General features: G+C 39.9%; 16 protein-coding genes. 12 read left to right on the plus strand and 4 right to left on the minus strand.

Features of this window, described 5'->3' with window-relative positions; genetic code table 11:
• Positions 1-66: 66 nt before the first annotated feature.
• On the minus strand, positions 67-1,203 hold the full coding sequence (locus tag HMPREF2607_RS01790) for a DUF5105 domain-containing protein (protein ID WP_014633868.1): 1,137 nt from the start codon (positions 1,201-1,203) through the stop codon (positions 67-69).
• Between the two features lie 137 nt (positions 1,204-1,340).
• Here HMPREF2607_RS01790 and HMPREF2607_RS01795 point away from each other — a divergent pair, with 137 nt between their 5' ends.
• A complete protein-coding gene (locus HMPREF2607_RS01795; RefSeq protein ID WP_014633869.1) occupies positions 1,341-2,594 on the plus strand; it encodes a diaminopimelate decarboxylase in 1,254 nt (417 codons plus the stop codon).
• Between the two features lie 33 nt (positions 2,595-2,627).
• Here HMPREF2607_RS01795 and HMPREF2607_RS01800 read toward each other — a convergent pair whose 3' ends face one another.
• Positions 2,628-3,170, minus strand: a complete 543-nt coding sequence (locus HMPREF2607_RS01800) for a TetR/AcrR family transcriptional regulator (protein ID WP_002883702.1) — start codon at positions 3,168-3,170, stop codon at positions 2,628-2,630.
• A 245-nt stretch (positions 3,171-3,415) separates the two neighbouring features.
• On the opposite strand from HMPREF2607_RS01800, the gene HMPREF2607_RS01805 reads away from it, so the two are divergent.
• The 10 genes from HMPREF2607_RS01805 (at position 3,416) to yidD (ending at position 9,562) form a co-directional block, all read left to right on the plus strand.
• Positions 3,416-3,667 carry a YneF family protein gene (locus HMPREF2607_RS01805; RefSeq protein WP_002883695.1) on the plus strand — a complete coding sequence of 84 codons (252 nt, stop codon included), beginning with the start codon at positions 3,416-3,418 and terminating at the stop codon, positions 3,665-3,667.
• Between the two features lie 63 nt (positions 3,668-3,730).
• A complete protein-coding gene (gene racE, locus HMPREF2607_RS01810) occupies positions 3,731-4,546 on the plus strand; it encodes a glutamate racemase (RefSeq protein WP_037598968.1) in 816 nt (271 codons plus the stop codon).
• Positions 4,539-5,513 carry a nucleoside-triphosphate diphosphatase gene (locus tag HMPREF2607_RS01815; protein ID WP_070475532.1) on the plus strand — a complete coding sequence of 325 codons (975 nt, stop codon included), beginning with the start codon at positions 4,539-4,541 and terminating at the stop codon, positions 5,511-5,513. The genes racE and HMPREF2607_RS01815 overlap by 8 nt, the downstream gene beginning before the upstream one ends.
• On the plus strand, positions 5,495-6,016 hold the full coding sequence (locus HMPREF2607_RS01820) for a metallophosphoesterase (protein ID WP_037610656.1): 522 nt from the start codon (positions 5,495-5,497) through the stop codon (positions 6,014-6,016). Before HMPREF2607_RS01815 ends, HMPREF2607_RS01820 begins: the two co-directional genes overlap by 19 nt.
• Positions 6,013-6,495 carry a cyclic-di-AMP-binding protein CbpB gene (gene cbpB, locus HMPREF2607_RS01825; RefSeq protein ID WP_002883680.1) on the plus strand — a complete coding sequence of 161 codons (483 nt, stop codon included), beginning with the start codon at positions 6,013-6,015 and terminating at the stop codon, positions 6,493-6,495. Before HMPREF2607_RS01820 ends, cbpB begins: the two co-directional genes overlap by 4 nt.
• Complete coding sequence (xerD, locus tag HMPREF2607_RS01830; RefSeq protein WP_060973154.1) at positions 6,449-7,210, plus strand: site-specific tyrosine recombinase XerD; 762 nt, start codon at positions 6,449-6,451, stop codon at positions 7,208-7,210. Before cbpB ends, xerD begins: the two co-directional genes overlap by 47 nt.
• Entirely contained in the window at positions 7,210-7,923 is a 714-nt protein-coding gene (locus tag HMPREF2607_RS01835; protein ID WP_002889903.1) for a segregation/condensation protein A, read from the plus strand. Before xerD ends, HMPREF2607_RS01835 begins: the two co-directional genes overlap by 1 nt.
• Positions 7,916-8,497, plus strand: a complete 582-nt coding sequence (gene scpB / locus HMPREF2607_RS01840; RefSeq protein WP_021143540.1) for an SMC-Scp complex subunit ScpB — start codon at positions 7,916-7,918, stop codon at positions 8,495-8,497. The genes HMPREF2607_RS01835 and scpB overlap by 8 nt, the downstream gene beginning before the upstream one ends.
• Before the next feature lie 91 nt (positions 8,498-8,588).
• Positions 8,589-9,314, plus strand: a complete 726-nt coding sequence (locus HMPREF2607_RS01845) for a pseudouridine synthase (protein WP_002883686.1) — start codon at positions 8,589-8,591, stop codon at positions 9,312-9,314.
• Positions 9,314-9,562 carry a membrane protein insertion efficiency factor YidD gene (gene yidD, locus HMPREF2607_RS10075; protein WP_002886534.1) on the plus strand — a complete coding sequence of 83 codons (249 nt, stop codon included), beginning with the start codon at positions 9,314-9,316 and terminating at the stop codon, positions 9,560-9,562. Before HMPREF2607_RS01845 ends, yidD begins: the two co-directional genes overlap by 1 nt.
• A gap of 22 nt (positions 9,563-9,584) precedes the next feature.
• On the opposite strand, the gene HMPREF2607_RS01850 is transcribed toward yidD, so the two are convergent.
• The gene (locus tag HMPREF2607_RS01850) at positions 9,585-11,024 is read right to left on the minus strand and encodes a TrkH family potassium uptake protein (protein WP_021143541.1); all 1,440 of its coding nucleotides are present in this window, start codon (positions 11,022-11,024) and stop codon (positions 9,585-9,587) included.
• Between the two features lie 6 nt (positions 11,025-11,030).
• Positions 11,031-12,380 (minus strand): Trk system potassium transporter TrkA, encoded by a 1,350-nt coding sequence (gene trkA / locus HMPREF2607_RS01855; protein WP_021143542.1) that lies wholly within the window; start codon positions 12,378-12,380, stop codon positions 11,031-11,033.
• A gap of 277 nt (positions 12,381-12,657) precedes the next feature.
• Here trkA and HMPREF2607_RS01860 point away from each other — a divergent pair, with 277 nt between their 5' ends.
• Positions 12,658-13,167, plus strand: coding sequence for a tRNA (cytidine(34)-2'-O)-methyltransferase (locus HMPREF2607_RS01860; RefSeq protein WP_021143543.1), 510 nt, complete (start codon positions 12,658-12,660; stop codon positions 13,165-13,167).
• Positions 13,168-13,243: the final 76 nt, after the last annotated feature.

A 13,243-nucleotide genomic window follows, 5' to 3' on the forward strand; every position in this document is an offset into this window, starting at 1 on the left:
AGTTTTACCCACTACAGAAATTATAGAGCCTAAAAAAATCAGCCAGATGGCTGATTTTTTTAATGTCTAATAGTTTTTTGTAATTGTCCCTTGCTGACCTGTGTAAGCGTAGAAGAGAGGATAGTACTCCCATTTTCCGACATAGCTATCTTTATCTGGGAAGGCCCACTTGTCGTCTTTTTTAGTAAGCTCGACTGAGTAATTATCAAAGATATTAGTTCCTTCTGTCTTTGGTGCTGATGGGCTTACTTCTTTGATTGAATTTGGTAGGTAAGTTTCCATGTAGTATTGTCTTGTTAGTTGGTCGACATTTCCAGCGTTGGCACCATTGCTTTGTAGGTAGTTTTTAAGGTCATCTGTGAGATTTGGGTGATTAGCACCGTAGGCATCGTCTGCAGCTTTCATACTGATAGTTGACATGCTGACGTTAAACTCTGCTTTATCTTTAGCGACGATAATGTTATCAACAGTGTAGCTACCGCGTTCACGGTTAGCAGTTTGGACCCAACCAAAAACTTTTGGAATTTCATCACCAGTTGGTTTGATATGATCAGTTTCATTATAGCTGTATTGAAGGCTATCTGAGAAATATTGGTTAAGTTCACCCTTGGCTTTATCCAAGTCATTAGAAACAAATTTACTGTAGTCTTTGCTTTCACCACCTAGAAGAACTGCATTGAAATAAGCGTCAATAGCCTTTTTAACATTGGTAGTTGTTTTACCATCGAAATCTTTTAGGCTAGTAGAAACTGTTTGTCCCTCTGTTTTTTCATCTTTTGATTCAAAATAGAGTTTATAGCTTTCATTGTTGTTAACTTCGAAAAAGAGTGAGACAGTCTTGTAGTCGTCAGCTTCAAGCTTTCCAAAGTCATCTGTAGCGTCCTCTACGTTCTTATTTTTATTGAAGAGAGTAGGTAGGTCGCCCTTATCGAGCTTGCTTGCTGTGACTTTTTTACCATCTTTATCTTTGAGGTAGAATTGTTTAGCAGATGTTTTGAGCTCATTTTCCATATCTTCCGAAGTATTCTCGAGTTTGAATGAAACTTCGACTAGGGTTTGGTCATCCTTGAGCTTGAGGTCGCTTCCTGACATATAGACAATATCGTTAACAGAAAGCTTGGCATCAAGTTTTGGCTTGGCACATGCTGAGAGTGTTAAGATGGCTGCTAGAGCAAGAGCCCCAGAGTAAAGATATTTTTTCATAAATAATCCCCCATTATTTTATTTAGGTTATAGGTCTATTGTATCATGAAATATGCCTTGAGATTATTAGAAAATTGGGTTTCAAGCCTTTTCTTATGCTATAATAGGATTACTATTGTAAAAAAATGGAGAATCAAATGACAAAAACACCTTTTATTACGGCTGATAAACTTGAACAAATCACTGCAGAGTTTCCAACACCTTTCCATCTTTACGATGAAAAAGGTATTCGTGAAACAGCGCGTGCAGTTAATGCAGCCTTTTCGTGGAATCCAGGTTTTAAAGAATTCTTTGCTGTAAAAGCTACACCTAATCCAGCAATCCTCAAAATCTTGAAGGAAGAAGGGTGTGGTGTCGATTGTGCGACCGATACAGAGCTTGTCATGAGTAAGAAAATTGGTTTTGATAGTAGCGCCATTAGCTTTACGTCTAATGATACACGTGCAGAAGAGTTTGTTTACGCGCGTGATATTAATGCGACAATTAACCTTGATGCTTACGAAGATATCTTTTTCTTGGAAGAGGCTGCAGGACTTCCTGAAACCCTTTCTTTGCGCTTTAACCCAGGAGGCGTCTTCTCTCTTGGTACTGATATCATGGATCATCCTGAAGAATCAAAATTTGGGATGACTAAGGAACAGCTCTTCAAAGGTTATGCCTACCTTAAAGAAAAAGGAGTGAAATCATTCGGTTTGCATGCTTTCTTAGCGTCAAATACAGTAACGAATGAGTATTACCCAACCTTGGCTGCTCAACTGTTTGAATTGGCGGTAGAAATCAAGAATGAACTTGGTGTTAGTCTTGACTTTATCAACTTATCAGGTGGTGTTGGAGTGGACTACACACCAGCCAATAAACAAAATGATATTGCCGTTATCGGTGAAGGGGTTCATACTAAATTTGATGAAATCCTTGTTCCGAATGGTCTTGGACACATCAGTATTTACACTGAACTTGGGCGTTTCATGACAGCACCTCATGGCCTTGTCGTTACTAAGGTTCTTCATATTAAAGACACTTATCGTCGCTATGTTGGTGTAGATGCTTCTGCGGTCAACTTGCTCCGTCCAGCTATGTACGATGCCTACCACCATATCACGAATATGACTAATCCAGATGGTGACATTCAAGTAGTTGATGTGACAGGTTCGCTTTGTGAAAATAATGATAAGTTTGCTAAGAACCGTGAATTGCCAGAAGCTCGTATTGGAGATACCTTGGTTATCCACGATACAGGTGCTCATGGTTTTTCAATGGGTTACAACTATAACGGACGTCTTCGTTCTGCAGAAATTCTCTACCAAGAAGATGGCACAGCTCGTATGATTCGCCGTGCAGAGACGATGGATGATTACTTTGCCACTCTTGATGGTTTTGATTTTGATATTTAACAAAAAAATAAGCTAGGCCTTAAAGGCTCTAGCTTATTTTACTTTAATGATGACAGCTTCAAGAATGATATCGGCTAACTCCTCAGGAGATTCGATACAGCCTTCTTTGAGCCATAGTGTTAAAATGGTAACAATGGTGCTAACATAAACTTCCAATGAATATTTGGCAGGGATATGATAGCTTTGTTCCATGAGCTCTGTAACATTTTCAATATCAGAGTTAAGGATAGTCTCGATAATGAATTCACGAATCATCTCATTGATGTTTGGAATGTGTGTCATCAAGGTGAGACAGAGTTTTTGATTTTCCTTAAGATATCGTAGCATTTCAGTGACAACACCCTCTTGGTAGGTCATGTCTTCCTGAAGAATACTTGAGATTTTATCTAAAATCTTTGAGAAGGTTGTTTCAACCAAATCTTCCTTATTTGAATAGTAGTAGTAGAAGGTCGGTCTGCTGAGATTTGCCTTCTTGATGATATCTGTGATGCTGATTTGTTCGAGTGAACTCTCCTCTAAGAGTTCAATAAATGCGTTGACAATTTTTCGTTCGGAAATAGTTGCTTCCTTGAGCATAAATAAACCCCTTTATATAAACATAATAATAATTCCACAACCTATATAATAACCTATTTTTGTTCTAGAAATCTTACAAGTCCTTTACAGTTGTAAGTGAAAAATACTGAAAGTCTCATTTTATCGGTATTTTAAACGAAAAAACTATTTTTCTAGACGTTTTTAAGAATCAACGTCTTATTTGTCAGTAGGGGCCATTTTTGCTATAATATAAGGTAAATCAACGTTATAGGAGAAATGAATTTATGAACACCGTCCTTTGGATTATTCTTGTTTTTGTAGCCCTTTTGGGTGGTTTTTATGGAGGCGCATACTTTGCCCGCAAACAAATGGAGAAAGAATTGGCTGAAAATCCTCGTTTGAATGTGGACGCTGTTCGTACCATGATGTCAGCTGCGGGTCAAAAACCAAATGAAGCAAAAGTGCGTCAAACATATAACCAAATTATCAAACAACAAAAACAAGCACTTGCAGATAGCAAGAAAAAGAAAAAATAATGGTGGGGAGCTGGGACGTGAATCTCAGCTTTTTACATGTAACCTAGGGGATAAGGAGGCAAGATGGATAATCGACCTATAGGATTTTTAGATTCTGGTGTCGGAGGACTGACGGTAGTACGTGAACTTAAACGTCAGTTGCCTCACGAGTCTATTGTTTATATTGGTGACTCTGCTAGGGCACCGTATGGTCCTAGACCGGCAGAACAAATCAGAGAGTATACCTGGCAGTTGGTTAAATTCCTTCTGACCAAAGATGTAAAGATGATTGTTATTGCCTGTAATACGGCAACAGCAGTAGTTTGGGAGGAAATCAAAGGAGCCTTGGATATCCCAGTGCTAGGTGTGGTTTTGCCTGGTTCTAGTGCGGCTATTAAGTCTAGCCAATCGGGTCATATTGGTGTCATTGGGACTCCAATGACGATTGCCTCTAACATCTATGAACAAAAAATTAAGCATTTGGCACCACAAATGAATGTCTTGAGTTTATCTTGTCCTCGTTTTGCCCCTATTGTTGAATCCAATGAAATTAACTCAAGTGTGGCTAAAAAGATTGTTTATGAGAGCATGGCACCTTTAGTCGGTAAGGTAGATACCTTGGTTTTGGGTTGCACCCATTACCCACTTTTACGTCCCATCATCCAAAATGTTATGGGGCCAAGTGTCAAGCTAATTGATAGCGGAGCGGAAACAGTTCGTGATGTTTCTGTTTTGCTCAATTATTTTGAGATTAATCGCAGCCGTGAAGTCGAAGACAAGACGGAAGAATATTACACCACAGCTAGTGTGCTAGGTTTTAAAGAAATCGCAGAACAATGGCTGGGTGAAGAAGTTGCTGTCCAACATGTCGATTTGGACAAGGAGTTAGAAAATGACTAAATCAATTTTTGAATATAAAGACGAACAAGACTGGTATTTGGCTAGTTTTGGAAGCTACAATCACTTGACTTGTTTTGGTGGTGATGAGGCCTATGAGCAATTTGTTGACTTTTTCCAAGCTTTGACTAACGTTTTGGCTGTTAGTGGCTTTCAGTTACATATTGCGAAACATTCTTCAGACCTTCGCTTGGTATCCTTTATTTTGGATTGCTTGAAAGAGGAAACTGGTCGTGACTTAGCTGTTACGCAACATCAAGGGGCTTTGGTAGTTAGTGAAGCAGATAAGCTTGTCTATGTGCATGTGCCTAGAGAAGGTGTTTCCTTGAGTGATTTCTTTGGTTCTGATAACAAATCAGACTTTGGTGATGTCCTATTGATTGCGACACGCAATGAAGGAAAAACCAAGGAATTTCGTAAACTATTTGGAAAACTAGGCATTAAGGTAGAGAATCTTAATGATTATCCAGACCTTCCTGAAGTTGCTGAAACGGGTATGACCTTTGAAGAAAATGCACGCTTGAAGGCGGAGACCATTTCTGAATTAACTGGTAAAATGGTCCTTTCAGATGACTCTGGTTTGCAGGTAGATGTTCTTGGAGGTTTACCAGGAGTTTGGTCTGCACGCTTTGCAGGTCCTGATGCTACGGATGCTGAAAATAATGCTAAATTATTGCACGAGCTGGCTATGGTGCTTGATGATAGCAAACGTACTGCGAACTTCCATACAACCCTAGTTGTTGCGGCCCCTGGACGTGATAGTTTGGTTGTTGATGCCGAATGGAAGGGTTATATTGGCCGGGAACCTAAAGGTGACAATGGTTTTGGTTATGATCCACTCTTTTTAGTTGGTAATACAGGTAAAACGGCAGCAGAGCTTTCTGCAGAAGAGAAAAATGAACAATCTCACCGTGGACAAGCTGTTAAGAAACTTATGGAGGTCTTCCCAGCATGGCAGAACAAACAATAATCGTAATGAGCGACTCCCATGGAGAACGTGACATTGTAGTAGATATAAAAAATCGTTATCAAGGGAAGGTAGATGCTATTTTCCACAACGGAGATTCTGAGTTAGAATCAAGTGATCCTGTCTGGGAAGGTATCCATGTGGTTCGTGGTAACTGTGATTATGATTCAGGTTATCCAGAACGTTTGGTCGTTAAACTTGGTGATGTGATTATTGCACAAACCCATGGTCATCTTTATGGCATTAATTTTACCTGGGACAAGTTGGATCTTTGGGCGCAACAAGAGGATGCAGATATTTGTCTCTATGGCCACTTGCATGCGGCAGCAGCTTGGCGAAATGGTAAGACAGTGTTTATCAACCCAGGTTCTGTTTCGCAGCCACGTGGACCTATCCATGAGAAACTTTATGCTAAGGTGATTATAAACAGTGCAAAAATTCGTGTAGAATATTACACACGTGACCATAAACTTTATTCAGAACTTACACAGGAATTTGAACGATGATTGCTAAAGAATTTGAAGATTTTTTGTTGGCTCATTTAGATAATTATTTAATTCCATCAGATCAGGTTGCTATTTTTATTGATAGTCACAACGCTGATCATGTGGTTTTGCTTTTGACAAGCAATGGTTATTCGCGCGTTCCCGTTTTGACTAAGGATAAGCACTATCTTGGGACCATATCTTTAACGGATATTAAGCGTTATCAAGATGAACATAACTTGCAAGAGTGGGAGATGGTTAACCGTGATATCGGGCCGATGACATCAGATGTTGTGGAAACAGTGGAAGATAATGCCAATCTAAATGAGGTAATGCATAAGCTAGTTAATAATCCTTTCCTTCCTGTGGTTGACAGCCAAGGTATTTTCAAAGGAATTATCACACGAAAATCGATTCTAAAGGCGGTTAATAGCCTCTTACATGACTTTACACATGACTATATCATCATTCCAAAAACAACTGACAACTCAGATCACTGATTTTCTGGCTACTAAGATCATTTCGGAGAGTTCAAAGCAAGCTTATGCTTATGATCTTAAGCAGTTTGCAACATCGATTTCAGGACAAATTGATCAAACCAGTCTTAAGCTCTATGAAAACCAACTGAAGGAATGGAAGCCATCTGTACAAAAGCGTAAGCGCTCTGCGGTCAATCAATTTTTGCTATACCTCTATCAAAAGGGTGAATTAGAGAAATTTTTCAAACTATCAGAGAAGGTTACGATACCTTCTCAGGAGGATAAGTTGCGAATACTGGATCTTTCATCGCTTTATGAGGGGCGTGAAGGGGTTGGTAAGCTGGCTTGTCTGCTGATTCTAGAGTTGGGGCTCTTACCTTCAGAGATTTTGGAGTTGGACTGGGCCGATATTGACTTGGATTTTGGTGTTGTAACTGTGGCCAAGGGAAGCACTAAGCGTGTTCTCAGACTTGAAGCAGATGTGAAACAGTATTTGTTGGCTATTAAAGATGTGAACAGTCAGGGCTTGCTTTTGGGTAAGGTATATACTCGACAATGGCTGTATAAGCAAATCCAGACTTATGTTAGTGACTGTGGCTTATCGAATGTAACCGCTCAAGTCTTGCGTCAGCAATTTATTCTTAGACAGATTGAAAAGGGAACGGGCGCCTTTGAACTTGCTCGTTTACTGGGACTAAAAAGTCCAGTGACCTTGGAGAAATACTATAAAACCTAATGGATATTAAGTTAAAAGATTTTGAGGGGCCACTGGATTTGTTGCTCCATCTGGTTTCTAAGTATGAGGTAGACATTTACGATGTTCCCATTGTTGAGGTTATCGAGCAATACTTGGCTTATTTGGCAACCTTGCAAGCCATGAAGCTTGAAGTTGCTGGGGAATATATGCTTATGGCTAGTCAGCTCATGCTGATTAAGAGTCGTAAGCTTCTGCCGACAGTGGTGGAAGCTGAGCCAGAAGCAGATGATCCAGAACTAGAGCTCTTGAGTCAGTTGGAAGAATATGCACGCTTCAAAGCAGTTAGTCAAGAGTTGGCTAAGCAGCATGAAGTGCGAGCTCAGTATTTTTCAAAACCAAAAGTTGAATTAGTTTATGAAGATGTGACGCTGAATCAGGATAAGACCATTCAAGACATTTTCTTGGCTTTTTCAAAAATCATGACTGAAAAGCAAGAAGAAATTCGTCGAAATCACACGACCATTGCGCGTGACGATTATAAAATTGAAGACATGATGCTGATTATTGAGGAAGCATTTGGCTCAAAAAATGAGCTATATCTGGATGAACTTTTCACAGATGCTAAAGATATGAATCAAGTAATCACCCTCTTTTTGGCAACTCTTGAATTGATTAAGGTCCATCGCATATCAGTACAACAGGAAACAATTTTTGGCACAATCACACTAAGAAAGGAATGGACGAATGAGTAGTCACTTAGCACGATTAGAAGCTTTACTTTTTGTGGCTGGTGAAGATGGTCTTAGTCTACGTACTATGGCACAGCTTTTGGAAATGCCAGTGACGGGTCTGACTCAGTCTTTGGGGAAATTGCAAGCTAAGTACGAGGCAGATGAGGATTCAGCTCTGTGTTTATTGGAATCATCAAATACCTATAAGTTAGTGACTAAACCAGATTTTGCAAGTCTCCTTCGTGACTATTCTAAAACGCCTATTAACCAGAGTCTATCACGAGCGAGTCTTGAGGTCCTCTCTATAGTTGCGTATAAACAGCCCATTACTCGTGCTGAAGTCGATGACATTAGAGGTGTTAATTCTAGTGGCGCTATTGCTAAACTTCAGGCCTTTGATCTTATTCAAGAGGCTGGTAAAAAGGATGCTGTCGGTCGTCCTAACCTATATGCGACTACTGATTATTTCCTAGACTATATGGGCATTAACAGTTTAGACGAGCTTGTGGCGATTGATCAACTAGAACTTGAAGATCAAGAAACGAGTCTCTTTAGGGAAGATGCTTCAGAGGAGCTTGAGGACTTGGACAATTAAGAGTAAACCTTGTTGAAACTAATCATTAAAAATAAAGAAACATAGCAGAGATGCTAGGTAGAAAGGATACAGCTTAAGCTGTAGAAAAAGAATGCGAATTAATAAATATATTGCCCACGCTGGTGTGGCCAGCCGTCGTAAGGCTGAGGAACTGATTAAAGAGGGTCGTGTGACCCTAAATGGTAAGACCGTTACGGAATTGGCAACAATTGTCAAAAATGGTGATATTGTAGAGGTAAATGGTAGCCCAATTTATAATGAAGAGAAGGTCTATTATCTTCTTAATAAACCACGAGGGGTTATTTCTTCGGTATCTGATGAGAAAAATCGTAAAACGGTGATTGACCTCATGCCCCACGTTAAGGAACGTATCTATCCTGTTGGTCGTCTTGACTGGGATACGACGGGGCTTCTTATTTTGACTAATGATGGTGACTTTACCGATAAGATGATTCACCCACGTAATGAGATTGACAAGGTTTATTTGGCGCGTGTCAAAGGTATTGCGACCAAGGAGAACCTTCGTCCTTTGACTCGTGGTGTGGTCATTGATGGTAAGAAAACAAAACCAGCACGTTACAATATTATCAAAGTAGACCATGAAAAGAACCGTTCAGTTGTTGAATTGACAATTCATGAAGGGCGTAACCACCAGGTTAAGAAAATGTTTGAATCAGTGGGCTTGCTTGTTGATAAGTTGTCACGTACGCGTTTTGGTACCCTTGATTTAACAGGGCTTCGCCCAGGTGAATCACGCCGTCTGAATAAGAAAGAAATCAGTCAGCTTCATAACGCTGCTGTCAATAAGGTTAAATAATGAAAAGATTTCTGATTGCCTTAGTAAGGGCTTATCAGAGATGGATTTCTCCACTATTTCCACCCTCTTGCCGTTTTCGTCCAACTTGTTCGGTTTATATGATCCAAGCCATAGAAATGCACGGTTTAAAGGGAGTTCTTATGGGAGTTGCCCGTATCTTGAGATGTCACCCTTTATCAGAGACTGGCGATGATCCGGTGCCGGATTATTTTAGTCTAAAACGTAATAAAACTCCTTTGGATAAATGAATCCAAAGGAGTTTTTCTATGCTTAAGTTTTTGACCAAGTTTTTGGCAGGAAGAGGAGTAGTAAAGGATAAATTTCCAAACGTCCTGCAATCATAGCAAATCCCATGATAAGCTTAGACAAAGGACTGAAAATAGCAAAGCTATCACTCGTTCCAAGTAAAGGTCCAATATTGTTAAAGGTTGAAGCAGCAGCGCTTGTCACAATCAAGAGGTCTTGATTATCCAGTGATAAAACAGTGACTAAACTTAGTATAATGAGTACATATACAGCTAAATATTTAAGAACACTGTGTTGAGTTTCTTTATCGAGAACACTTCCATTGATATGAAGTGACAGGATACGATTAGGATAGAGACTAGCCAGGGTCTGATTTCGTGCAATCTTAGCAATAATCATAGCACGGATAATCTTGAAACCACCGGCAGTAGAACCTGCTGATCCCCCGATAAACATCAGGAGGAGTAGGATATACTGAGAAAAGAGTGGCCATTTGGTAATATCCGTTAGACCAAAACCGGTTGTTGTGATGATAGTTGACACTTCGAAAAATGAGTATTTGAAAGAGTCAGCCAAATTGTGGTAGATCCCAAAAATATTGAGGAAAATCAAACCTGTTGAAATAGCCACAATCGCAAAGTAGGTACGTAGTTCTTCATCTTGGAAGAAAAACTTGATTTTGCGAAGGAGGATATAGAAATAAAGGTTGAAGTTAACCCCAAAGAGTAGGGTACCAACAGTAACCACATAGGTAATCAGATCACTGTGGTAGTGGGCGATAGAGTCATTATAGACAGCAAATCCCCCAGTACCTGCGCCCCCCATAGCAGTGATGATACTATCAAAGATTGGCATACCGCAAAGCCAGAGAATAACAGCAAAAATAACAAACATAGTCAGATAGATGATGTAAAGAATCTGAGCTGTATTTTTGAGCTTGGCAACGACTTTACCAAATACTGGACCAGGCACCTCTGCACGCATAACCTCATGGTGACCATTTTTACTGTTGTTCATGATGGCTAGGGCAAAGACCAATACCCCCATCCCTCCAATCAAGTGGGCGAAGCTTCGCCAGAAAAGTAGGGAGTGGGTAAGTACTCCAGTATCTGTGAGAATAGTAGCCCCCGAGGTTGTGAAACCAGAGCTCATCTCGAAAAAGGCATCAATGACACTTGGGATCTGACCAGCAAAGACGAAGGGCAATCCTCCAAAGAAAGACCAGAGCACCCAACAGAGGGCTACAATAAGCATTCCTTCTTTGGTGTAAATATGGTAGTTCTTTGGTTTAAAGAGAGTACCAAGCACCCCGAGAAAGAGGAGAACCCCCATCGTACCCAAGATGCTGGCAAATACTTTAGCATCTTCTTGATAAATAAGAGCGACGATAAGTGGCACAACCAAGAGAGCAGCCTCAATCAGTAGGAGCTTGGCAATAAGAAAACGGACAATAGATCGATTCATGGCAGCTTACCTCTTCAACAAGTCGTAAATGTGAGTTATATTTTGTAAGAGTGTAACAACCACGATTTTATCCCCAATAGCGAGCCTGTCTTCTCCTGTTGGGAAAATAGATTTTCCATTGCGGATAATAGCAGCGATAAGGACACCGTTAGCAAATTCAAGCTCAGAAAGTTTCTTTCCAGCGATTTTGTTATTTTCCTTAATTTGGAATTGCAAGGTTTCGATACGACCATTAGCCACATGGTGAAGGGCATCAAGACTAGAGTCTTTGGCATTAAAACGCCCGCGTACAAAGTGCATTACAGTGTCAACAGCGATACTCTTAGGAGTGACAATTGTTGTTGTCTCACGTGGATCGATAATCTCTAAGAGACTAGTACGGTTAACCTTAGTAATATTCTTGTGAATACCAAGGCTTTCGAGGAACATAGAGGTAATGATATTTTCCTCATCTACTCCAGTTAGGGTAGCTACGGCATCATAACTGGCTGCGCTTTCCTCGAGAAGAAGGTCTTTAGCAGTACCGTCACCTAAGATAACAGAAACTTCAGGGAAGACCTGACTAAAGGTTTGCGCACGGTCCATTTTTTGCTCAATCAATTTGACCTTAATACGATTGTTTTTCAAGATATTGAGCAAGTAGTAGGAGATGCGCCCAGCACCAATCAACAAAAGTTTTTTGATGCTTTTTGGCTTGATGTAACTGTGGAAAAGTGCCATATCAACACGTTTACCAGTGACATAAATCTTATCCCCAATTTGCATGGTAGCATTTCCATCTGGAATGATGAGTTCACCCTGACGGTGAATCGTACAAACTAGAATATTGCCGAATTTCCTACGGAATTGTTCCATTGTCATACCAGATAATTGGCTATTTTCAGTAACTTTAAATGCCATAAGAATAACGCGTCCATTAGCAAAAGTTTCAACTGATAGGGCGTTTGGAAATTCAACTGTATTGGCAATATAGCGAGCTGTTAAAAGTTCAGGGTTAACTACTAATGAGAATCCAAGAAAGTTCTTGTCTTTGAAATAAGCATTAGAGTATTCTGGGTTACGTACGCGAACAATAGTTTCTTTGGCACCCATTTGTTTAGCCAGAACCGCTGAAATCATGTTCACTTCATCTTTATCAGTCATCGCGATAAAGACGTCACAGTTGCTAACTTCGGCTTGTTCCAAAATTTTAAAATTAGCTCCATTTCCAGCAAAGCCCATAACATCATAGCGTTTGCTGAGGCGTTTGAGGACCTCTTCCTTTTCTTCAATTAAAATAACATCGTGCTTCTCTTCAACAAGAGAACGACAGAGTGCGGTACCGACTTTACCGGCACCTACGACAATAATACGCATGAGTTACCTCCAAATAATCATTACTATGATACTCTATTTTAGCGGAAAAATCATCCTTTTCAGCTAGCTTTATCAACTATTCCTATTTAAGTGAATAAAGGTGAAATTTTTCTTTAAATAGTATTGACTTTTAGACCAGAAGTGCTAAAATATATTCAAAGATTCGTTATTTTAAATCTAACCTGTCATGATTTAAGCTAATGAACGTCCACAACCATGTCGTCTGCTGAGCTTGACTCCGGGCGGCATGGTATTTTTTATGTCTAGGAGAATTGAGATGTCACGTAATCATATTGTCTTGTTTGAACCTCGTATTCCACAAAACACCGGAAATATTGCACGTACCTGTGCAGCGACTAATAGCCCTCTTCATATCATCCGTCCTATGGGCTTTCCAATTGATGACAAGAAAATGAAACGTGCAGGTTTAGACTACTGGGATAAGCTTGACATCACTTATTATGACAATTTGGCAGATTTCATGTCTAAAAATCAAGAGGGTCGTTTGCATTTAGTCACGAAATTTGCGGATAAGACTTATTCAGAAGAGGCCTATGCCGATGGTGAGGACCACTATTTTATGTTTGGTCGTGAGGATACAGGCCTACCTGAAGATTTTATGCGTGAGCATCCTGAAAAAGCTATTCGTATTCCGATGAATGATGAACATGTGCGTAGTCTAAATGTGTCCAATACTGTTTGTATGATTGTTTACGAAGCGCTTCGTCAGCAACAGTTCGAGGGGCTAGAGCTGAGTCACCGTTATCAGCACGATAAATTAAAATAGATACTTCATTTTGTTTTAAAAGAATAATTATAGTCATTGACTATCAACAGATTAGAAATCCATAATTTGAAAACCT

Source organism: Streptococcus sp. HMSC078H03 (assembly GCF_001808655.1).
GTDB classification, from domain to species: domain Bacteria; phylum Bacillota; class Bacilli; order Lactobacillales; family Streptococcaceae; genus Streptococcus; species Streptococcus salivarius_G.